The 21550-nt window shown below is 67.0% G+C and carries 19 protein-coding genes; 3 read left to right on the top strand and 16 right to left on the bottom strand.

Going from position 1 to position 21550, the window contains the following annotated elements:
• Window positions 1–68: 68 nt before the first annotated feature.
• Together ACFFJ6_RS10015 and ACFFJ6_RS10010 are read right to left on the bottom strand one after the other, a co-directional pair.
• Window positions 69–473, bottom strand: a complete 405-nt coding sequence (locus ACFFJ6_RS10015) for a hypothetical protein (protein WP_378387112.1) — start codon at window positions 471–473, stop codon at window positions 69–71.
• 81 nt (window positions 474–554) lie between these two features.
• Window positions 555–899 carry a hypothetical protein gene (locus ACFFJ6_RS10010; RefSeq protein ID WP_378387110.1) on the bottom strand — a complete coding sequence of 115 codons (345 nt, stop codon included), beginning with the start codon at window positions 897–899 and terminating at the stop codon, window positions 555–557.
• A 594-nt stretch (window positions 900–1493) separates the two neighbouring features.
• Between ACFFJ6_RS10010 and ACFFJ6_RS10005 the strand changes: the two genes are divergently transcribed.
• Window positions 1494–2408: a PepSY domain-containing protein gene (locus ACFFJ6_RS10005; protein ID WP_378387108.1), complete on the top strand. Its 915-nt coding sequence runs from the start codon at window positions 1494–1496 to the stop codon at window positions 2406–2408.
• A 118-nt stretch (window positions 2409–2526) separates the two neighbouring features.
• Window positions 2527–2937, top strand: coding sequence for a flagellar basal body rod protein FlgC (locus ACFFJ6_RS10000; RefSeq protein WP_378387106.1), 411 nt, complete (start codon window positions 2527–2529; stop codon window positions 2935–2937).
• Between the two features lie 186 nt (window positions 2938–3123).
• Here ACFFJ6_RS10000 and ACFFJ6_RS09995 read toward each other — a convergent pair whose 3' ends face one another.
• From ACFFJ6_RS09995 to ACFFJ6_RS09965, 7 genes are all read right to left on the bottom strand, one after another.
• Entirely contained in the window at window positions 3124–4179 is a 1056-nt protein-coding gene (locus tag ACFFJ6_RS09995; RefSeq protein ID WP_378387104.1) for an ABC transporter ATP-binding protein, read from the bottom strand.
• Window positions 4176–5174, bottom strand: coding sequence for an ABC transporter ATP-binding protein (locus tag ACFFJ6_RS09990; RefSeq protein WP_378387102.1), 999 nt, complete (start codon window positions 5172–5174; stop codon window positions 4176–4178). The genes ACFFJ6_RS09995 and ACFFJ6_RS09990 overlap by 4 nt, the downstream gene beginning before the upstream one ends.
• A gap of 2 nt (window positions 5175–5176) precedes the next feature.
• Window positions 5177–6091, bottom strand: a complete 915-nt coding sequence (locus tag ACFFJ6_RS09985; RefSeq protein ID WP_378387100.1) for an ABC transporter permease — start codon at window positions 6089–6091, stop codon at window positions 5177–5179.
• Window positions 6088–7068, bottom strand: coding sequence for an ABC transporter permease (locus ACFFJ6_RS09980; protein ID WP_378387098.1), 981 nt, complete (start codon window positions 7066–7068; stop codon window positions 6088–6090). Before ACFFJ6_RS09980 ends, ACFFJ6_RS09985 begins: the two co-directional genes overlap by 4 nt.
• A 24-nt stretch (window positions 7069–7092) precedes the next feature.
• Complete coding sequence (locus ACFFJ6_RS09975) at window positions 7093–8640, bottom strand: ABC transporter substrate-binding protein (protein ID WP_378387096.1); 1548 nt, start codon at window positions 8638–8640, stop codon at window positions 7093–7095.
• A gap of 145 nt (window positions 8641–8785) precedes the next feature.
• Entirely contained in the window at window positions 8786–9721 is a 936-nt protein-coding gene (locus ACFFJ6_RS09970; RefSeq protein ID WP_378387094.1) for a CobW family GTP-binding protein, read from the bottom strand.
• Window positions 9718–11361 carry an amidohydrolase gene (locus ACFFJ6_RS09965; RefSeq protein ID WP_378387092.1) on the bottom strand — a complete coding sequence of 548 codons (1644 nt, stop codon included), beginning with the start codon at window positions 11359–11361 and terminating at the stop codon, window positions 9718–9720. The genes ACFFJ6_RS09970 and ACFFJ6_RS09965 overlap by 4 nt, the downstream gene beginning before the upstream one ends.
• Before the next feature lie 326 nt (window positions 11362–11687).
• Between ACFFJ6_RS09965 and pdxR the strand changes: the two genes are divergently transcribed.
• Window positions 11688–13139 carry a MocR-like pyridoxine biosynthesis transcription factor PdxR gene (pdxR, locus tag ACFFJ6_RS09960; RefSeq protein ID WP_378387090.1) on the top strand — a complete coding sequence of 484 codons (1452 nt, stop codon included), beginning with the start codon at window positions 11688–11690 and terminating at the stop codon, window positions 13137–13139.
• 65 nt (window positions 13140–13204) lie between these two features.
• Here the strand turns inward: pdxR and ACFFJ6_RS09955 are convergent, their stop codons facing one another.
• From ACFFJ6_RS09955 to ACFFJ6_RS09925, 7 genes are all read right to left on the bottom strand, one after another.
• Window positions 13205–13600: a Na+/H+ antiporter subunit G gene (locus ACFFJ6_RS09955; RefSeq protein ID WP_378387088.1), complete on the bottom strand. Its 396-nt coding sequence runs from the start codon at window positions 13598–13600 to the stop codon at window positions 13205–13207.
• A gap of 5 nt (window positions 13601–13605) precedes the next feature.
• Window positions 13606–13875: a K+/H+ antiporter subunit F gene (locus ACFFJ6_RS09950; RefSeq protein ID WP_378387086.1), complete on the bottom strand. Its 270-nt coding sequence runs from the start codon at window positions 13873–13875 to the stop codon at window positions 13606–13608.
• Window positions 13872–14360, bottom strand: coding sequence for a Na+/H+ antiporter subunit E (locus ACFFJ6_RS09945; protein ID WP_378387083.1), 489 nt, complete (start codon window positions 14358–14360; stop codon window positions 13872–13874). The genes ACFFJ6_RS09950 and ACFFJ6_RS09945 overlap by 4 nt, the downstream gene beginning before the upstream one ends.
• Complete coding sequence (locus tag ACFFJ6_RS09940; RefSeq protein ID WP_378387081.1) at window positions 14357–15898, bottom strand: monovalent cation/H+ antiporter subunit D; 1542 nt, start codon at window positions 15896–15898, stop codon at window positions 14357–14359. Before ACFFJ6_RS09940 ends, ACFFJ6_RS09945 begins: the two co-directional genes overlap by 4 nt.
• Window positions 15895–16242, bottom strand: coding sequence for a Na(+)/H(+) antiporter subunit C (locus ACFFJ6_RS09935; RefSeq protein WP_378387079.1), 348 nt, complete (start codon window positions 16240–16242; stop codon window positions 15895–15897). Before ACFFJ6_RS09935 ends, ACFFJ6_RS09940 begins: the two co-directional genes overlap by 4 nt.
• On the bottom strand, window positions 16243–19095 hold the full coding sequence (locus ACFFJ6_RS09930) for a monovalent cation/H+ antiporter subunit A (protein WP_378387077.1): 2853 nt from the start codon (window positions 19093–19095) through the stop codon (window positions 16243–16245).
• Window positions 19096–19350: 255 nt separating this feature from the next.
• Entirely contained in the window at window positions 19351–21270 is a 1920-nt protein-coding gene (locus tag ACFFJ6_RS09925; protein WP_378387075.1) for an FAD-binding monooxygenase, read from the bottom strand.
• Window positions 21271–21550: the final 280 nt, after the last annotated feature.

Genomic DNA, 21550 nt, shown 5'->3' with positions numbered 1-21550 from the left:
CGCCGTCCAGCGGCGGCGGAGGCGATTTGCCAAGATGGCTAATCAGCAGATCGACCAGCCGGCAGCCGTCAGTTGAAGCGCGCCCGGTCGAGCTGATCGGTCGTCTTCTGGGCGCGGTAGATTTCGCTGACGTACCAGGCCAGCACGATCAGCGTGGCGATCCGAACCACCGACACCGGCAGCATCAGGCTGAACGCCACGATCAGCAGCGCCACCGCGGCAGCCTTCAGGACCTTCAGCCGGTCGTCGAAGATCGGCAGAAACCAAGCCTTGTTTTCCTCCGCCCAGAACGGCGGCTTGACGCGATGCAGGCCGTAGCGTGCCCAGGTATCCTTGAAGCCGAGCTCATAGGCCCACACCAGATACAGCGTGACCCAGAACGACAGGAAGGCGACGACGACGGACATCGGTCCGGCGGCGAAGCCGATGACGATCAGCACTGCGACGGCAAGTGCGACGAACCATTTTTGCATCGGTTTGACCCTTGATACTGCAGAGGGCTCCGCCGCCGGACAGCCGGCCGCGCAGCCCTCGATGAGACGTGCCGGCGGCGCTTATTTGCGGGCGCAGGACACCACGATGGCGGTCGAAGACGGGCCACAGCTTGCCGTGATCTGCCCGTTCTCCACCAGAAGACTTTCGCTGAACTTCGCGCCCGTCGAGCCGATGCAGATCGCCGAGATCAGCGCCTCATCGGCTTCGCAGGTGGTCGGGCAACCGTTCGCCGAGCACGACGACGACGTCACGGTTCGGAACGCAGGGGGCGGCGGCGGTGCCACCGGCGTCGCCGCAACGGCGGGCTCGATCAGCACGGCGCGCGGACCGCCGATGCGGTCGTTGACCGCGAGTGCAGCAACAAGGGCAACGGAGCCGAGCAGGATCATCGTTGAGGAGCGCATACTACCTCCATACCAATTTGGTTTGCACGATACCGGTCTTACCGAAGCATCGTAGCAACACGTGGAAAATTCAACAGGCACAAGTTTAGTCAGACTAAATGCCGGACCAACGAAGACGGTTCGCGGTTCATGAATTGATCGCAAACCTCGCACTGACTTTGCTCCAGCCGCCCCAGTGAGCGAGCCGATACCGATGCGTATTGATCTGAAGAAACGCGGAATTTCACCGCAGCGCGGCATGAAGCCAAGCCGCCCCGTGGGCAATCAATCATACTAAAACGAGTTCACGGAACTGAATGGAGGACGGCACTTAGTTGACTGGAGCTCGTCCGGCACATCCCGGACAAAGTGTAGTTCGGCCAATTGGAGATCCGCTCCGACGGCGCCGAACAGTCGTTTGTGATTCGCCACGGATCAAACCGGGCGTTTGATGTACTCTCGCGAGACCGTTACGCGCCGGCTTGTCATGCGACCGACAGCTTGGCAGGTCTAAGCAAGCGGAAGGTCGAGATATGGCGGGTCGGGTCCCGCTCTCCCGGCTGGCCGTGCCGCGGCCGGCCCGACACGCGGACGACGCTCCGACTGGATATTTCAATGAACAATGTTCTGCTTCTCAAGCTGCATCGCTGGACCACGTTCGTGTTCGCGCTGCCGCTGATCGCCCTGATCTTGACTGGCCTGATCCTGTCCGCCGAGCCGATCATTCAAAGCCGCGGACTGCCGGCCGGCATGGTCGACGCCGACCGCATGGTCGGGCTGCTGCAGCGCTACGATCCGGCCGGCCAGGCACGCGGACTGAGCATCAACGCCAGTGGTCAGCAGATGCGGCTACTCGGCGTCGATGCGCCGACGATCGATCTCGCCAGCGGCGAGGCGGCGGCGGCATCCGACCGGCTCGGCGACCTGCTGCTGTGGGCGCGGCGCACCCACGAGCATCTGCTCGGCTACGACTGGCTGGTGATCGGCTCGACCATCGCCATGGTGGTGATCATGGTGATCGGCATCCTGATGGGCCTGCCGCGGCTGCGCAACAGCCTCGCCGGCTGGCACAAGGGCGCGGCATGGTTCACGCTGCCGCTGCTGCTGCTCAGCCCGATCACCGGCCTGTTCATGGCGTTCGGCTGGACGCTGACCGGCCCGCCCCCTCCGCCGCTGCGGCCGTCACTGCCGCTCGCCCAGGCGGTCCGCGTGCTGGCTCAGGACCACGATTTGGCGCATCTGGCGATGCTCGCGCAGCGCGGCCAGCGGATGATGGCGCGGATCTATGAGAACGGCGAGCTGCGCTTCTACTCGTTCACGGCCGACGGCTTAGCGCCGATGCCGCGCAACTGGCCGCGGCTGCTGCACGAGGGCAATTGGTCGGCGCTGATCTCCGGCACGCTCAACGTGATCGTCTCGGTGGTGCTGGCGGGCCTGCTCGTCACCGGCCTGCTGCTATGGGCACGCCGCAAGCTGCGTCGACGGCCGGTTCGCCCGACCGACGCGACACCTGCGGCCGGAGCCGCGTGAAGCGGCCATCACGTTAACGAGTGGTTAAGCCGATGCGGCGAGTTCGTGCTGCGGGGTGAACGGATCGTTCCGGGCTGTCGGGGTTAGGTTCCGGGACATCCACCGCTGCGAGCGCGCCATGTCCAGCATCTCGTCGATCGCCGTGTCCGGCCTCAATGCCGCGACCCGGCGCCTGGAAGTCTCGGCCAGCAATGTCGCCAATCAGCAATCGACCGGCGCGTTGCCCGGCCCGAACGGCACCGTGCCGGCCGGTGCCCAGCAGGCCTACAAGCCCCTACAGGTGAACCAGACGGCCACTCCCGGCGGCGGCACCCAGACCAGCGTGACGGCCAGTTCCCCCGCCACCGTCCCGGTCTCCGACCCGCAGGCATCCTTCGCCAATGCGGACGGCCTGGTGGCGGCGCCGAATGTCGATCTGGCGCAGGAACTCATCGGCCAGATGGTCGCCAAATACAGCTACACCGCCAACCTCGCGACGCTCAAAGCCGACCGGGACATGAGCAAGGCCCTGCTCGACGCGAAGGTATGATCGGCTCCTTCGTCGCGGCGCCTGTGCTCCGGACGACAAGGAGACGTCTCTAACTACCCACGTTTCAAACTCCGTCATGCCCGGGCTCGTCCCGGGCATCCACGTCTTGCGGCAAGCACCTTGCCTGGGAACGTGGATGGCCGGGACGAGCCCGGCCATGACGGATGATTATAGGGAGCGTCGCAACTAACCGATCGGCCCGCTCGCCACGCGCGGCGTGAAGTCCGGGACGCCGAGTTCGTCCTTGCGGTGGCAGGCGACGAAGTGCTCCGGGCCGGTGGCATCGAGGAATGGCAGGTCGGCGCGGCAGCGTTCGATCACGAACGGGCAGCGGCCGGCGAAGCGGCAGCCGGGCGGCGGATCGACCGGCGACGGCGGCTCGCCCTTCACCAGGTACTTCGCTTTCAGCTCGTCGCGGAGCGGGCCCGGCGGCACTGCGGCCGACACCAGCGACCACGTGTACGGGTGGCGCGGCGCGGTGAACAGCGTCGAGGCCGGCGCCTGTTCCACCACCTTGCCGAGATACATCACGGCGATCTCGTCGCAGAACTGCTGAATGACGCCGAGATCGTGCGAGATGAAGATGTAGGTCAGCCCGCGCTCGCGCTGCAGCTTCTTCAGGAGATTGAGAATTTGCGCCTGGATGGCGACGTCGAGCGCCGACACCGCCTCGTCGCAGACGATCAGTTCGGGCTCCGGCGCCAGCGCGCGGGCGATACACAGCCGCTGGCGCTGGCCGCCGGAGAACTGATGCGGGAACAGGTCGGCCGCCTCGGGCGGAAGGCCGACTTCGGCGAGCAGTTGCTTGACCCGCGCGTCGCGCTCGCTGCGGGTGCCGATGTTCAAGAGGTCGAGCGGCTCGCGGATCTGGTCGCCGGCGCGGCGGCGCGGATCGAGCGCCGAGAACGGATCCTGAAACACGATCTGCAGATGTTTGCGCGCCTGCCGCAGCGGCTCGCCGGTCAGCGGCATGATGTCTTCGCCGCGAAACACGATCTGCCCGGAGGTCGACGGCACCAGCCGCATGATCGCCTGCGCGGTGGTCGATTTGCCCGAGCCGCTCTCGCCGACGATGCCGAAGGTGGTGCCGCGCTTGACGCGGAAGCTGACGCCGTCGACCGCGTGGACGAAAGACGGCTTGCCCCACGGCCGCTTCTTCCCGGCACGGAAATGTACCACGAGGTCGTTGACGTCGAGCAGATACGGATCGCCGTTCTGCGGCAGCGGATGGGGGTGCATCATGCGGCGATCTCCTCGGCACGCCAGCACGACACCGTGTGGCCCGGCGCGATGGGGCCGAGCGGCGGCTGCGGCCGCGAGCGGCAGACCTCGCGGGCGTTGGCGCAGCGCGCCAGGAAGGCGCAGTCCGGTCCGCGCTGGCCGAGCGACGGCACCATGCCGGGGATCTCGCCAAGATCGACCCAGTGGTCCGGCTTGGCGACGCCAACGGCGAGATGCGGCACGCAGCCGAGCAGCCCGCGGGTGTAGGGATGGCGCGGCGCTGCCGCGAGTTGGTGCGATGGGCCGGTCTCGATGCAGCGGCCGGCATACAGCACGGCGATATCATCGGCGAGTTCGGCGACCGCGCCGAGATCGTGCGTGATCAGCACGATCGCGGTCTCGGTCTCGTCCTGCAGCTTGGCCAGGAGATCGAAGATCTGCGCCTGCACGGTGACGTCGAGCGCCGTGGTCGGCTCGTCGGCAATCAGCAGCTTCGGCTTGCAGGCCAGCGCCATCGCGATCATCACCCGCTGCCGCATGCCGCCGGACAACTGGTGCGGATAGGCCTTGGCGCGCTGCTCGGCGGCCGGGATCTGCACCGCCTTGAGAAACTGCACGGCCTGCTCGGTTGCGTCCTTGCGGCTCATGCGGCGGTGATAATACAGCACCTCGGCGATCTGATCGCCGACGGTGTACAGCGGATTGAGGGCCGTCATCGGCTCCTGGAACACCATCGACACCGCGTCGCCGCGCAGCGCGCGCATCCGCTTGCTCCGCGCTGTCAGCAGATCCTCGCCCTCGAGCAGGATGCGGCCGCCGGTGACGACAAAGCCCTCCGGCAACAACCGCATGATCGCTAGCGCCGTCATGCTCTTGCCGCAGCCGCTCTCGCCGACCAGCGCGATGGTTTTGCCCTTCTCGACCGTGAACGACAGATTCTCCAGCACCGGTACCAGATCGCCGCGGCGATCGGTCATGCTGACGCTGAGCTTGTCGACTTCGAGCACCGGCGCCATCATCACCTCCGTCGCAGCCGCGGGTTGACCGCATCGTTGACGCCGTCGCCCACCAGGCTGATCGCCAGCACCGACAGGAAGATCGCGGCGCCGGGGAACGTCACCGCCCACCAGGCGTCGAGTACGTAGTTGCGGTTCTGGCCGATCATCAGGCCCCAGCTCATCGTGTTGGGATCGCCGAGGCCGAGGAAGCTCAGGCCGCCCTCGAACAGGATGGCGACGCCGATCGCCAGCGTCGCCGACACGATGATCGGCGGCAGCGCGTTCGGCAGCACTACCCGCAGGATCAGATGCAGATTTCCGGCACCGGCGGCGCGCGACGCCTTGATGAAATCGAGATCGCGCAGCCGCATGAACTCGGCGCGCGTCAGCCGCGCCGCCGACGTCCAGCTCACCGCGCCGATCGCCAGCGTGATGGTGGTCAGCTTGGGCCCGAACAGCGTCACCAGCACCATGGCGAACAATAGCGGCGGCAACACCTGGAAGAACTCGGCGATCTTCACCAGCAGGCTGTCGATCCAGCCGCCGAAGAAGCCGGCCAGCGCCCCGACGGTGACGCCGATCGCAATCGTGATCAGCGCCGCCACCGCGCCGACCGTCAGCGTCGCGCGGCCGCCATGCACCAGGCCGGCCAGCACGTCGCGGCCGAGATAGTCGGTGCCGAGCCACGCATCGGCCGACGGCGGCGTGAACGGCAGGCCGACGATCTCCAGCGGATCGATCGAATACACCCACGGCCCGACCAGCGTCATCGCTACCAGCAGGATCAGCAGCACCGCGCCGGCGACGCCGGACGGGCTCTTCATGAATTGGCGGAACGCCGCTTTCGCGGGGGACACCGCCGGCGTGGCGGGGATCGTCACCGGCGCGACGGGCGCAGGCGGGGTCACGATCAGGGTCTGGTCGAGCGTGCTCATCGGGCTCCCGCGCGGATCCGTGGATCGATCAGGCGGTACACCAGATCGGTGATGATGTTGGCGGCGATGACCATCACGGCCGAGAAGAACAGCACCGCCATCAGGGTCGGGTAGTCGCGGCGCAGGATCGAGTCGAACACCAGCCGCCCCATGCCGGGCCAGCTGAACACCGTCTCGACCAGCACGGCGCCGGCGAACAGATTGCCGAACTGCAGACCGACCACGGTTACGATCGGGATCAAGGCGTTGCGCAGCGCGTGCTTGAAGATCACCACGCTTTCCGGAAGGCCCTTGGCGCGCGCGGTGCGGACATAGTCGGCCGACAGCACGTCGATCATGTTGACCCGCGCCAGCCGGGAATATTGCGCCAGGAACACCAGCGCCAGCGTCAGCGACGGCAGCACCAGATGGGTCAACACGTCGGCCACGTAGGCGAAGCCGAATTTCGGATTGACCACGTCGGCCATGCCGCTGACCGGCAGCACCGGCCACACCGAGCCGAACAACAGCAGCAGCATCAGCCCGGTCCAGAACACCGGAGCGGCGTAACCGGCCAGCGACAGCACGGTGACGCCGTGGCTCAGCAGGCCGTTGGGCCGCCGCGCGCTGATCACGCCGAGCAGCGTGCCGATCGCCACCGCGGCGAACAGCGACGACAGTGCGAGATAAAGAGACGCCGGCAGCCGCTGGCCGATCAGCTGCAGCACCGGCTGGTTGAAGTAGTAGGAGTATCCGAAATCACCGTGCAGCACCTTGCCGAGGTAGGTGAAGAGCTGCGTCAGCAGGCTCTGATCGAGCCCGTATTTGGCGCGCAACTCGGCGATCACCTCGGCCGACGCCCCACCCATCTCGCCGGCGATCACTTGCACCGGGTCGCCCGGCGCCAGATGGATCAGGCAGAAATTCAGCACCAGCACCGCGAGCAGCAGCGCCGCGGCGTTGGCGAGTTTTCCGAACAGATGGGTGAGAAGCGTCATGGTGCTGGTTCGCGGCTGTCCGGATCAGGTCTTCGGCGGGGTTGCCCAGTAGATTTCGTCGAGCGGGGACGCGACACCCCAGATCGTGGTCGGCAGCGCGCTCAGCCCCTTGGCGAAGGCGTTGTAGTAGGGCGCGGCGTTGATGAAGTAGATCGGCACGTCAGACACCACGATCTTCTGGAACTCCGAATACAGCGCCTTGCGCTTCTCCGGCGAGGTTTCCTGCGCGGCCTTGCCGAGGATCTCGTCGACCTTCGGGTTGGAATACTGCTGGGTGTTCGACCAGATGATGCCCTTGCGGATGTTCGACGTCAGATAGGTGCGGTCGACGCCGATCACCGGGTCGCCCCAGTTGAACACCGTGTCCATCGTCAGGTCGAAGTCGAAATTGGCGACGCGCTGTGCCCAGGTCGGGAAGTCGGGTGCGGCGCGGACTTCGAGATTGATCCCGATCCGCTTCAGCGCCGAACGCAGATATTCGGCGATGTTGCGCTGCTGCTCGTCATTGCCCGGGATGTAATCGATGGTCAGCGTGGCGCGGGTGCCGTTGCCGTCCGGCTTCAGCCCGGCCTCGTCGAGCAGCTTGGTGGCCTTGGCGATGTCGAGCTTGTAGGTCTCGACCGCCTTCTCCTCGAGCGGCGATCCCGGCGCGATCGGGCCGGTCGCGGGCAGCGCCTTGCCGCCCATCAGCTTACTGACGATGAAGTCGCGATTGGCCGCATAGGCGATCGCCTGACGGACGCGGACGTCGTCGAGCGGCTTCTTCTTGGTGTTGAAGGCCAGCCAGTTCAGCGCGCCGAGACCGGCGAAGCCCTTGTCGGTCATGGTGATGTTCGGCGACTTCTGCAGCCGCTCGATGTCGCGCACGCCGGTGACATAAGGCACCGCGTGGACCTCGCCGCGCTCGGCCGACACCATCAGGGCGTTCGGATCGGAGATCAGCCGCACCACGATCTTGTCGAGCTTGGGCCGACCCGGGATGAAGAACTTGTCGAACTTCTCGAGCGTGTAGTACTCGCCCTGCTTGTACTCGGCGAGCTTGTAGGGACCGGAGCCGACCGGCTTGAGATTGGCCGGATGCGTCTTGACGTCCTGGCCGTCGCCATAGACGTGCTTGGGCAGGATCGGCATCAGCGCCGGCGACATCGCCAGCAGCAGCGCCGGATGCGGATGCGCCAGCTTGATCACCGCCGTTTGCGGATCCGGCGTCTCGACGCTATCGACCGCCGCCAGCATGGTCTTGAACGGGTGATTGGCCTTGATGGTCATGATCGAGAACGCGACGTCCTCGGAGGTGACCGGCTTGCCGTCGTGAAACAGCGCGTTGTCGACCAGTTTCAGCGTCACCGACAGCCCGTCGGGCGCAACCTCCCAGGACTTCGCCAGATAAGGCTGCGGATTCCAGTTGTCGTCGTAGCGCAACGGGCTGGCGAAGATCTGCGTGCTCGGCATCGCGGTGGCGATGCCCGACTGCACCGCGCCGTTGAAGTGACGCGGCACCTGCGTCGAGCCCATCACCAGCGTGCCGCCGCTGCCGGCGGACTGCGCGCGCGTTTCCAACGGCAAGCCCATCAGGGCCACGCCCCCGAGAGCTCCGACAACAAAGGACCGCTTCGTCAACATCATCGATTTGAACTCCGCCATGAGGGGTCGAGATTGCCAGCGATCGATACGCAGACGCTGCGCATCGAAGAAACAAACCAAGTGGGTGCGCCGCTCACGCGGCGGCTCCGGCCGCGAGCGCGCGGTCGAGGATCGCATCGAGCACTGCAGGTTCCGGCAGATCGGCCGTGCCGACGCCGACCAGGACGATGCCCGCCGTATCGGGCTGATCAGCCGGCGACAACGACCATACACCTTCGACCATCTGAAACACCTGCGGCGCATCCTCGCCGTCGAGCCGGCACGAGCCCTTCAGCCGCAGCAACTCCGGCGGCAGTGCCGCCACCGCGCCGGCGATCCGCCCGCGATCGAACGCGCCGTCCCGGCGATACGCAAAACTCCGGAACGTCGCGCTGTGATCGGAGGCCGCCGGCGAATCGGCGCGAAACGTCGAGGCTTTCGCCGGCGCGTCGAGCGTCGGCAGAGAATTGCGCGTCGTCGCGACGATGCGCAGGCTGGGGCGCAGCCCCAGCACCGCGGCGCTGGCGGCGCCAAGCGCGGCCGCGTCGACCAGATCGGTCTTGCTCAGCAGCACGACATCGCAGCGCTCGAACTGGCTGCGCACGGTGGCGCCGACACGCGCATCGTCGATCAGCGCGGCGATCCGGCTGGCGTCTGCCAGCACGATCACCCGGTCGAGCCGCAGCGTCGGTTCGATCAGCGCGATCTCGGCGATCTTCCACGGATCGCCGACCCCGCTGGCTTCGATCACGATGCGCTCGAACGGCACCTCGGCGTCGAGCACCTCGCACATCGTCTCGATGAAGCTGGTGCCGATGCTGCAGCAGATGCAGCCGTTGGTCAGCGTCATCGTGGTCCCGTCGTGGCCCTTGATCAGCGTCGCATCGACATTGATCTCGCCGAAATCGTTGACCAGCACCGCGGTGCGCGGTCCGCCGGTGGCGAGCAGATGGTTGACGAACGTGGTCTTGCCAGCGCCGAGGAAGCCGCCGATCACCGTGACTGGAATGGTCGCGGTCGCTTTCCTCATGCGCGGGGCGCCTCCCGGACCATGCCGCCGACCACGGTGCCCCAGATGGCGATGTCCTTCAGCGTCTCCGGCGCCACGCTGAGCGGATCGTCTTCCAGCACGACGAAGTCGGCGTATTTGCCGGTTTCGATGCTGCCGACCAGATGATCCATCTTCAGCGTGTAGGCGGCGTCGACCGTGATGGCGGCGAGCGCCTGCTCGACGGTCAACGCCTCGGTCTCACGGCCGAGCACACGGCCGCCCGAGGTGATGCGGTTGACCGCGCACCAGGCGGTGAACAGCGGCGCCAGCGGCGTCACCGGCGCGTCCGAATGGATCGCGAACGGCACACCGATGCGGCGCGCGGTGCCGGTAGCATCCATCCGCGACGCGCGCTCCGGCCCCATCGTCAGCTCGTAATGCGCGTCGCCCCAGTAGTAGATGTGGTTGGCGAACAGATTGGCGCAGACGCCGAGGTTCTTCATGCGCCGGAACTGCGCCGCGTCCGCCATCTGGCAGTGCTGCAGCGTGTGGCGATGATCCGGCCGCGGCGCCGCGATCTGCGCCGCCTCGATGGCATCGAGCGCGGCTTCGGTCGCTTCGTCGCCGTTGGTGTGAATGTGCAGCTGAGCGCCGGCCCGGTGATACTTGTCGACCAGCCGCGGCAATTCCTCCGGCGCGATGTACCACAGGCCGTTGGCAGCGCCGTTGTGATAGCCGGGCCAGCGCAGCCGCGCGGTGAAGCCCTGGATCGAGCCGTCGACCACCAGCTTGACGATACCGTAGTGCAGCTTGGGGCCGGCGTGCGCGCGCAGCGCCTCGAGCTTGGCGATCGCCTGCTCGGGCGTATGCGACACCGCGGCGAGCGCCGGCACCAGGCGGACACCGAAATCGTCCTGGCTGGCGACGCTGCGATAGACTTCGATGGTCGGATCGTTGAGGTCGTTGTGCAGGTCGGTGATGGTGGTGACGCCCTGCACGCAGGACGACGCCGCGTAGCGCCGCACATCCGCCTCGGTGATGGCGCCGGCCATCGGGTTGTGGCCGAGCGCGCGGAACAGCCGCATCCGCGCCGGGATGCCCTGCAGCTCACCGCTGGCAAGGCCATCGGCGCCGGCGACCACGCCGGAAATATCCGTCGCGTGCAGCAGGTCGGCAAGCTCGAGCGTCGCGGTGTTGACGTTGTTGATGTGGAACGAGGCGTGGACCACCAGCACCGGACGCTTGGTCGACACCCGGTCGAGGTCCTGCCGGCTCAGCATCTTGCCGCCGATATGCAGCGGATCGAAGCCCCATGCATACAGCGGCGAGCTATCATCCGGCATCTCGGCTTCGGCTTGCTGCAAGCGCGAAACGATCGCCTCGATGTCCGGCACGCCGGCGACCAGCTTGCCTTCCGGCGAGCGCCGATCGAATGCGCCCACATAGGGCTGCTTCCACATCAGGCCTTCCATGATGTGGGCATGGCCTTCGACGAAGCCCGGCATCAGCACCTTGTCGGCGAAACGATTATCGAGCCGCGCACCGCCGGCGCACAACTCATCCGCCGTTCCGGTCGCCACGATCCGTCCATCACGCACTGCAACATGCGTCGCGAACGGACGCATCGGATTCATGGTGATGATCTTGCGGGCCGAATAGACGACGGTATCGTGATTCACGCTGCTGAGCCTTTCGAACTTGCAGTTGCGAGCGTGGAGCGATCGACCGGACCGCACTAGCGCCAGATGCCCCGGACGAATGGAGCCAGCACCCATCCGCCCAGCGCCGGGCTCACTGGCAGACTTCTTGCTTCTTAATCGCAAACCGACATACTTGGATTCCAGCCGATGGGATCCGCCCGCGTTGAGTAGGTTATATCGTCTTGGGAAAACTCGCACAGCTCAGTTGCCAGGAAGCGCCGCGGACCAGCGCGCTTGATCCTTCAGCAAATGCCGCATCCTTAGGCAACAGCGATGCGTTATTCTGGGGCGCGTTGTTCCGCGGGATGGACCGCGGCGGCTCGTTTCTGCAACTGCAGATCCGCCAGATCATCGTGACGGCGATCGAGGACGGCCGGTTGCCCCTCGGCATGCGGATGCCGTCGAGCCGCGATCTCGCGGCGGTGCTGAAGGTGTCGCGCAACACCGTGGTGATCGCCTACGAACAGCTGGTCGATCAGAACTTCCTGGTGTCGCGGCAGCGCAGCGGTTACTTCGTCGCCGGCCTGTCCAAGAAGCTGGCCTCCGGCGGCGGCAAGCCTGTCGAGGTGGCGAGCCGGGGCGATGAACATTGGACGGCGCGCTACGCGGTGCAACCCTCCGCGCACCGCAACATCGTCAAGCCCGCCGACTGGCAGGCCCATCCTTATCCTTTCATCTTCGGCCAGTTCGATCCGAGCCTGTTTCCCACCAACGACTGGCGCGAATCGGCGCGTGCCGCGCTCAGCGTCCCGGAAATCAACAACTGGGCGCGCGATCTGATCGACGGAGACGATCCGGCGCTGATCGAGCAACTCCAGCTTCAGGTTCTGCCGCGCCGCGGTATTCATGCGCGCTCCGACGAAATCATGATGACGATCGGCGCGCAGCACGCGCTGTATCTGATCGCCACGCTGTTCATCAACGACCGCACCCGCGTCGGCATCGAGGAGCCGGGCTATCCGGACGCGCGCAACATCTTCCGGATGCTGACGCCCGACGTTCTGCCGCTGCGCTCCGACGCGCAGGGCCTGCTGCCGGACGAAACCTTCCAGAGCTGCGCGCTGGCTTACGTCACCGCCAGCCATCAATGCCCGACCGCCACCGTGATGCCGCTGCAGCGGCGGCTTGAACTGCTCAAGGCCGCCGAGACCGGCGACGTCGTGCTGGTGGAAGACGATTACGAAGGGGAGCTGATGCCGGAGGCGGCGACGCTGCCGCCGCTGAAGAGCCTCGATCACGCCAGCAACGTGCTCTATGTCGGCAGCCTGTCGAAGGCGCTCGCGCCGGGCCTGCGCCTCGGCTACGTGGTGGCGCCGGCGCCGGTGATCCGCGAACTCCGCGCGCTGCGCCGGCTGATGCTGCGCCATCCGCCGCTCAACAATCAGCGCGTCGCCGCGCTGTTCATCGGCCTCGGCCATTATCGCTCGCACCTGCAGCAGGTCGGCCGCGTGCTGCTGGAGCGTGCCAAGCTGCTCGACCGGCTGCTGCCGCAATATCTGCCGGACTGCACGTTCTCGCGCGGCCCCGGCAGCACCAATTACTGGATCGCCTGCCCGCCCGGCACCGACACCACCGCGCTGGCGCAGGCCGCGCTGGCGCAGGGCGTGGTGATCGAGCCCGGTGCGGTGTTCTCGATGGACGAGACCGCGAGCCGGCATTGCTTCCGCCTCGGCTTCTCCTCGATCCGCACCGATCGTATCGAAGTCGGCATCCAGCGCCTCGGCGACGTGATGACCCAGCATCTTCGCGCCAGGTAACCTCCACGGCCCACCACGCGCTGGCGGCTCGCCGATCCTTCCCGCCGAAGCGCGCAACGTTTGCCCTAAGGCTTCGGCACCTGATGGCGCTGCGCTTCGCGCCGCGCAGGGGCATCCAGCGTGGCCCAACCGCGCTCACCGGGCGGCTTTGGCAAATGCTGCTGCAGGGCGTTGTTGCGCAGGATGTGCGACTTCGAGATCATGTGGGCGGTGATCGGCGCGGTCAGGAACAGGAACAGCGTGATCAGCAATTCGTGCAGCGATACGTCGCCGCGGATCAGCGCGAAATACAGCAGCGAGGCGATCAGCAGCGCACCGATGCCGAGCGTGGTGGATTTGGTCGGCGCGTGCAGCCGCTGCATGATGTCGGGCAGCTTCACCAGCCCGAACGAGCCGACGAACAGAAACAGCGCGCCGATCAGGATCAGCGCCGACACCAGGAGTTCGCTGAGCCACGCCATCGCGCTTACTCGATCACGTTGCCGCGCAGCAAATATTTGCAGAACGCGACGGTGGACAGAAAGCCGACCGCGACGAACAGCAGCGCGATCTCGAAATACAGGCTGGTGCCGTACCAGATGCCGATGACTACGACGAGGCCGATCGTGTTGGTCGTCAGCGTCTCCAGCGACAGGATGCGGTCGAGCACGTCGGGGCCCTTGGCGAGCCGGTACAGGTTCATCAGCGCCGCGGCGGCGATGATGCAGACGGCGATCAGGCACGCGGTCGCGATCATCCGAAGATCTCCTTCAGCCGGCGTTCGTAGCGGGTTTTGATCTGCGCCACGGTGTCATCGGGATCTGTGGTGTGCAGGCAATGCACCAGGATAGCGCTGCCGTCGGCGGCCAGATCGGCGCTGACCGTGCCGGGCGTCATGGTGATGGTGCCGGCCAGGAGCGCGATCGCCTCGGGCGAGGTCAGCTCGATCGGCACCACGACGTAGCGGGTCTGCAGCCGCGCCGTCGGCCAGACCAACACCCAGACGGCGACCTGGATGTTCGACACCACGATGTCCCAGCCGACCACCGAGATGTATTCGACGATCTTGAGCGGCCGGCTGATCGACGGGCGCACCGGCCAATACGGGCCGGTGAACAGCGGGATGGCGACGCCCAGCATCAGGCCGAGCAGCGCGGTGCCGAGCGAGACCGAATTGATCAGCGCCACCCAGACCGCCGCGATCAGCAGCGTGAGGATCGGATGTGGCAGCAGGCGCGTCATCGCGCGCCCTCCTGCGACAGCACGGCGAGCGACGCCGGATCGACGGCGCGCACATAGGCGGACACGTCGAGTGCCTGTCGTGCGGTGGCGGCGAGATCGCGCGTCACCGGGCCGGCGAACAGCGCCAGCAGCACGGTGGCGCCGAGCAGCGCCGCAATCACGCCGGCCTGCAGCGCGATGCGTGGCGCCGGCGCCGTCATCTCTTCCGAAGGCTTCGGCGCGACCTTCCAAAACAGCGTGCTGCCGGCGCGGGCGAAGCCGATGATCACGATCAGGCTGGTGCCGAGCACGATGCACCAGCTCGCCACCGCCAGCGGGCTGCGCCAGGTGGCGTCGAGGATCAGCAGCTTGCCGAGGAAGCCCGACAGCGGCGGCATGCCGGTGATGGCGATCGCCGCGACGAAGAACAGGCCGGCGAGCAGATTGGCGTGCGGCATCGGCGGCGCCGGTGACAGACGGTCGCCGGGACGGCCGCGCTGCGCGATCACCAGATCGGCGAGCAGGAACAGCGCCGCGCCGCTCAGCGTCGAATGCAGCAGGTAGTACAAGCCCGCGGCCAGGCCGGCCTGATCGAACAACCCGAGCGCCAGCAGCAGCGAGCCCATCGACCACACGATCGCAAAGCACACCAGCCCGGTCAGCGACGCGCTTGCCAGCACGCCGACCGCGCCGAGCAGCAGCGTCGCCAGCGCCGCCGGCACCACCCAGGGCGTCGCGATATCGGCGACGCTTCCGGCATCGGCGCCGAACACCACGGTGTAGACCCGGACGATCGAATAGGCGCCGACCTTGGTCATCATCATGAACAGCGCCGCGACCGGCGCGGCCGCCGCCGCGTAGGCCGAGGGCAGCCACCATTGCAGCGGCACCAAAGCGGCCTTCAGGGCGAACACCAGCAGCAGCAGCAGCGCGCCGACCCGCAGCAGCGCCTCGTCGGCGGGCGCGACCTGCGCCACCTTGCCGGCGAGGTCCGCCATGTTGAGCGTGCCGGTGACGGCGTAGATCAGGCCGACCGCGAACAGGAACAGTGTCGAGCCGATCAGATTGATCGCCACGTAGTTGAACCCGGCGCGCAGCCGCCGCGGCCCGCCGCCGTGCAGCATCAGCCCGTAGGAGGCGATCAGCATCACCTCGAAGAACACGAACAGATTGAACACATCGCCGGTCAGGAACGCGCCGTTCAGGCCCATCAGCTGAAACTGAAACAGCGGATGGAAGTGCCGGCCGGCTCTGTCCCAGCCGGCCATCGCGTAGATCAGCACCAGGGTCGCGAGCACCGCGGTGAGCAGCAGCATGGTGGCGGCGAGCCGGTCCAGCACCAGCACAATGCCGAACGGCGCGCGCCAATTGCCGAGCAGATAAGGCTGCGGCGCGCCGTCCGATACCGTCGCGTACAATGCGATCGCGAGCGCCAGCAGCGCCAGCGTCGCCACGCCGGAAACGATGCGCTGGGCGATCAGATCGTGGCGCAGCGCCAGCACCAGGAACGCCGCGACGGCGGCAGGCAGCACGATCGGGGCGACGATCAGATGCGTCATCGGCCCGCCTCGTGCTCGCGCTCGTCGCCGGAATCGACGCGTTCGCTGCCGCTTTCGAGGAAGCCGCGCAGCGCCAGCACCACCACCAGCGCGGTCATGCCGAACGAGATCACGATCGCGGTCAGCACCAGCGCCTGCGGCAGCGGGTCGACATAATCGGTGGCGCCCTTGCCGATGATCGGCGCCTTGTCGATCGCCAGCCGTCCCATCGCGAACAGGAACAGGTTCACCGCATAGGACAGGAACGTCGTGCCGATGATCACCGGGAAGGCGTGCCGGCACAGGACGAGATACAGGCCCGCCATCGTCAGCACGCCGATGGCGCTCGCGACCAGGATTTCCATTCAGCCCTCCTGTGCGGGCGACGCGGCGCCGCGCGTCACCGTGATGTCGGAGGGGCCGACCGGCGCCGGCCCGCGCTTGGCGCGGCGCTCGACGCGCGAGATCTGCGACAGCGACAGCACCACGGTGCCGACCACGGTGAGGAACACGCCGGTGTCGAACAGCATCGCGGTGGCGAGTTCGATCTCGCCGATCAGCGGCAAATGGAAATAGCCGAACGAACTGGTGAGGAACGGCCGCCCGAACGCGAAGGCGCCGAACCCGGTGGCGGCGGCGATCAGCACGCCGGCGCCGATCAGGCGATGGCCGTCGATCCGCCGCTGCTCGGCGCTCCAGGCGTAGCCGCTGGCCATGAACTGCATGATGATGGCGATGGCCACGATCAGGCCGGCGATGAAGCCGCCGCCCGGCTGATTGTGGCCGCGGAAAAAAATGTAGGCGCCGACCGTGATCGCCAGCGGCAGCAGCACGCGCGCGGCGACCACCAGCGGCAGCGGATGCGCATCGGCCGAATCGTTGCGCTGGCGCATGGCGTCGAGCCGGCGCGCCGCGGCGCCTTCCAGCGCGCTGGCGAGCAGCGCGTAGATCACCAGCGCGGCGATGCACAGCACGATGATCTCGCCGAACGTGTCGAAGCCGCGGAAATCGACGAGGATGACGTTGACCACATTGGTGCCGCCGCCGCCGGGCTTGGATTGCGCCAAGTGATAGGCCGAGATCGAGCTGCCGTCGCGCGTCATCACCGCATAAGCCAGCGCCGCCGCTGCGATGCCGCCGACGCCGGCGATCAGGCCGCTCCGCAGCCGGTGCGACAGCGGCTCGGTCGGCGTCAGCTTCGGCAGCAGATTGAGCGCCAGCAGCAGCAGAATCACGGTGACGACTTCGACCGAGATCTGCGTCAGCGCCAGATCCGGCGCCGAGAACTGCATGAAGGTGAGCGACACGATCAGCCCGGCGACGCTGCTGAGGATCAGCACCAGCAGGCGGTGCACATGGAACGCCATCACGGCGATGCTGGCGGCAACCAGCAGCAGCCAGCCGACCAGCGCCGGCAGATTGACCGGCAGCATCGCCCGCGTGCCGGATTCATAACGGCCGCCGAGGAAGCCCGCGGCGCCGACGATCAGGATGGTCGCGGCAATCACCGCCAGATAGCGCGACAGCGAGTCGGTATGCAGCCGGCGGATCGCCCAGCGCGATGCGCGCACCACCGTGGCGATCACGGCATCGAACATCGCCTTGGCGTCGGGGCGCGGCAGCGCGCCGCGCAACGTCTCGAGCGGCGTATGAACCAGCAGAAGCGTGAGGCCGCCGGCCAGTGCGATCGCGCTCATCAGCAGCGGCCAGGTCAGGCCGTGCCAGATCGCCAGCGGATGAAAGTCGAGCGCTGCGGCGCCGACCACCGCCTGTGCGGTGCGTTCGACAATGTCGCCCGCGAGGACTTGCGGCGCGACGCCGATCGCCACCACCAGGATCACCAGCACGGCGACCGGTGCCCACATCCCGAACGGCGGATCGTGCGGATGGTGGTCCAATTCCGCGCGCGGGCGGCCCAAGTAAGTCCCGAACGCGAACCGCGCGGCGTACGCGACCGACAGCAGCGCGCCGAGCGTCGCCGCCGCCGGCACGATCCAGACGCTGCCGAACACGCTGGTATCGGTGGCGGCTTCCAGCATCATCTCCTTGGAGAGAAAGCCGTTGAGCAGCGGCACGCCGGCCATCGAGGCGGCGGCGATCAGCGCCAGCGCCGCGCTGATCGGCATCAGCCGCGCCAGCCCGCCGAGCCGGCGCAGGCTGCGCGTGCCGGTCTCGTGATCGACGATGCCGGCGCTCATGAACAACGCGGCCTTGAAGGTGGCGTGGTTGAGGATGTGAAACATGCAGGCGATCACGGCGAAGCGCGTGCCGAAGCCGAGCAGCATCGTCATCAGCCCGAGATGGCTGACGGTGGAATGCGCCAGGATGCCCTTGAGATCGTCCTTGAACAGCGCGATCCAGGCGCCGATCAGCATGGTGACGAGGCCGGTGGTGGCGACGATCGCGAACCAAGCTTCGGTGCCGGACAACACTGGCCACAGCCGCGCCAGCAGGAAGATGCCGGCTTTGACCATGGTGGCGGAGTGCAGATAGGCCGACACCGGCGTCGGCGCCGCCATCGCGTGCGGCAGCCAGAAGTGGAATGGAAACTGCGCCGACTTAGTGAAGGCCGCGCCGAGCACCAGCAGCAGGATCGGCAGATACAGCGGCGATGCCTTGATCGCGTCGCCACGCTGCAGGATCTCGGTGAGTTCGTAGGAGCCCGCCGCTTGACCGAGCAGCAGCATCCCGGCGATCAGCAGCAGCCCGCCGCCGCCGGTGACCACCAGCGCCATCCGGGCGCCCTGGCGCCCCTCCGGCAGATGACTCCAATAGCCGATCAGCAGGAACGAACTGAGGCTGGTCAGCTCCCAGAACACCACCAGCAGCAGGATGTTGTCGCTGAGCACGATGCCGAGCATCGCGCCCTGAAACAGCAGCAGGAACGCAAAGAACCGCCCCATCGGATCGTCGCGATGCAGATAGAACCGCGCGTAGATGATGATCAGAAGGCCGATGCCGAGGATCAGCGCGGCGAAGAACAGCCCGAGCCCGTCGAGAAAGAAGCCGAACGACAGCCCGAGCGTCGGCACCCATTCGGTGCTGTAGCGCACAGTTTGGCCGGCGATCACTGCGGGCGCCTGCGCCAACAACAGCAGCAGCGCCGCAAGGTTGATTCCGCCCGTCGTCAGCGCGCAGGCATTGCGGCCGGCCCGGATCGCGACCACGGGCAGCACGGCGCCGAGCAGCGGCATCAGAACGATCAGAGCGAGCTGCATCGACTCCCTGAGTGCAACGTGTGCAGAAAGCGACAATCGCCGAGCGTGATGTTCGGCCGACAGACGATAGCGTTTGCAGGATTGCATCGGCGATGCAAGGGCAAGGCCTCGCAGCGGCGGATCCGGCGAGGAAAGGGACGCGAGACGACCAACGCGCGCCAAGCCGGATGTCAACATTTTCGCCCGCTGCCCAAGCTCGTACAAGGCGGCATATCGGCGCGGCTGCGTACCGAATGCGGGTCTGCGCAGCTGGCGTTAGCTCACCAGGAAACCGTCAAAATACGCCGCGAGCTCTGCGGTGGCGCTCAGCGGCAGCACCTGCGCAATGTACTGGTCCGGCCGCACCACCACGATGCAGCCCGCGGTCCGGTCGATGCCGCGCAGCGTGAAGATGTCCGGGCCGGTCTTCAGATCCGGGCAGAACATCTTCTCGTAGTCAGTCAGGTCGAGCCTGCCCTTGGCGGGGAGCAGCAGCGCCGGCATCGCGCCGATCGACAGATCGCGATGATGTTGCTGAAACACCGCGCGCACGTCGATCGTCGCATCGATGTCGTCGCCAGCCCGCCGATACTTGCGCAGCGGCGAGGCATCGTCGTCGGCGAGCCATCCGCACAAACGATGGATCGCGGAGCCGGGATCGCCAGGGTCGTCCGCGTTGGCGAAGATGTAGAGCCTGAACCGGCCGTCGGCGCGGGCGACGTGGCCGAGCTGCAGCGGCTTGGCGTCGGCAAGCCGGATCACCGGCGCCGAGTGAAACCGGGTGCCGACCTTGAGGCCCGTGGCGAGGTGCTGATACGCGTCGCGGCCAGTGAGGAGTGACGGCGCGTAGTGGGTGGCGGTGCCGGCGGTGTAGCGGCCGTGTTGCACAAAGTAGCGCTGGGTCTCGGCCGGATCGGCCCTGGCGCCGTCGTGTTTGGCCGAGGCCAGCAGGGCCGCCCATTCGCGATCGAAATCGATCAGCTCCTTGGCGACGGCGCGGCGCTCGGCCGAGTAGCTGTGCAGCAGCGCCGGCGTGGCGCGGCCGCGCAGCACCGCGGCGAGCTTCCAGCCGAGGTTGAAGGCGTCCTGCATCGAGACGTTCATGCCCTGGCCGGCCTTCGGACTATGCGTGTGGCAGGCGTCGCCAGCGATGAAGACGCGCGGCAGCCGGGTGGCGATCTGGTCCTCCGCCACGTCGTCGAACTTGTCGGTGAGCCGCTGGCCTATTTCGTAGATCGACCACCACGGCACTTCCTTCACGTCCAGCCGATAGGGATGCAGAATGCGTTGCGCCTTGGCGACGAGGTCGTCGAGGCCGAGCTTGCGGTTGGCGACGCGCTCGGCGGCGTCGAGCCGGGTCAGCTCGACATAGAGCCGCACCAGATAGCCGCCCTCGCGCGGGATGATCAGCAGGCTGCCGTGCTCGGCCGATTGGATCAGCGCCTTGCAGCGGATGTCGGGAAAGTCGGTGACGGCGAGCACGTCCATCACGCCCCAGGCGTGATTGGCGGAATCGCCGCGAAGCTGGCGGCCGATCGCGCCGCGCACGGCGCTGCGCGCGCCGTCGCAGCCAACCACGATGCGGGCGCGGATCGTCTCGGTGATGCCCTGATGCATCGCGTCTTGCCGCTCCAGCGTCACCGTCACCCGCTGCGCCGGATCATGGCCGTCCTCCGGCGGCTGCAACGCGACCATGCGACGCGCGTAGTACGGCTCAAGCTTGGCGGCGGAGCGGCGCATCACGTCGAGGTAGAAATCGTGCACCCGCGCCTGGTTGAGCACGACGTGCGGGAATTCCGACAGCCCGTCCTCGACGTCCTGCACCCAGCCGCTGCGCGCGATGTGCGCCGGCTGCGCGTCGTCGGGCTTCCAGAACGTCGTCTCGTTGATCCAGCACGCTTCCTTGAGCACGCGCTCGCTGAAGCCGAACGCCTCGAACATCTCGACGGTGCGGCAGGCGATGCCGTCGGCCTGGCCGAACTGCAGCGGCCCTGTCTTCTGCTCGACGATGCAGGTGGTGATGTCGGGAAATTGCGCGAGCTGCGCCGCCAGCGTCAGTCCCGCCGGGCCGCAGCCGACGATCAGCACATCGACCTCGGCCGGCACGCTTCCATCGGCGCCGGGGCGGGGTGCACGCTCCGCCGCATCGGCGATCGACGGATCGCCCGGCACAAAGCCGTCGAGATGAAACTGCATGCATCCTCCGGTCGCCGCCGGGGTGGTGCCCGCGGCAATTCTTGGTGATTGAGTCGGCTGCCGGAACTTAACGCAATTTGTCGAGCGTCACCCGAGGTGTTCGACGTGCACTCGGCCAGGAGAGGGAGCACCGCCTCTCCACCCGTCATGCCCGGCCTTGTGCCGGGCATCCACGTCTTGCTGACGGAAATGCAGGAAAGACGTGGATGGCCGGGACAAGTGTTCAGCCCGGAGACATAGTCGACGCCTGTTCGGAGACATCACCGACACTTTTCCCGCC

The sequence above is a fragment of the Rhodopseudomonas telluris genome (genome assembly GCF_042432815.1).
In the GTDB taxonomy this organism is placed as follows: domain Bacteria; phylum Pseudomonadota; class Alphaproteobacteria; order Rhizobiales; family Xanthobacteraceae; genus Rhodopseudomonas; species Rhodopseudomonas telluris.
Note: the sequence above shows the minus strand (reverse complement) of the source record. Positions and strands in the feature narration are given on the sequence as shown.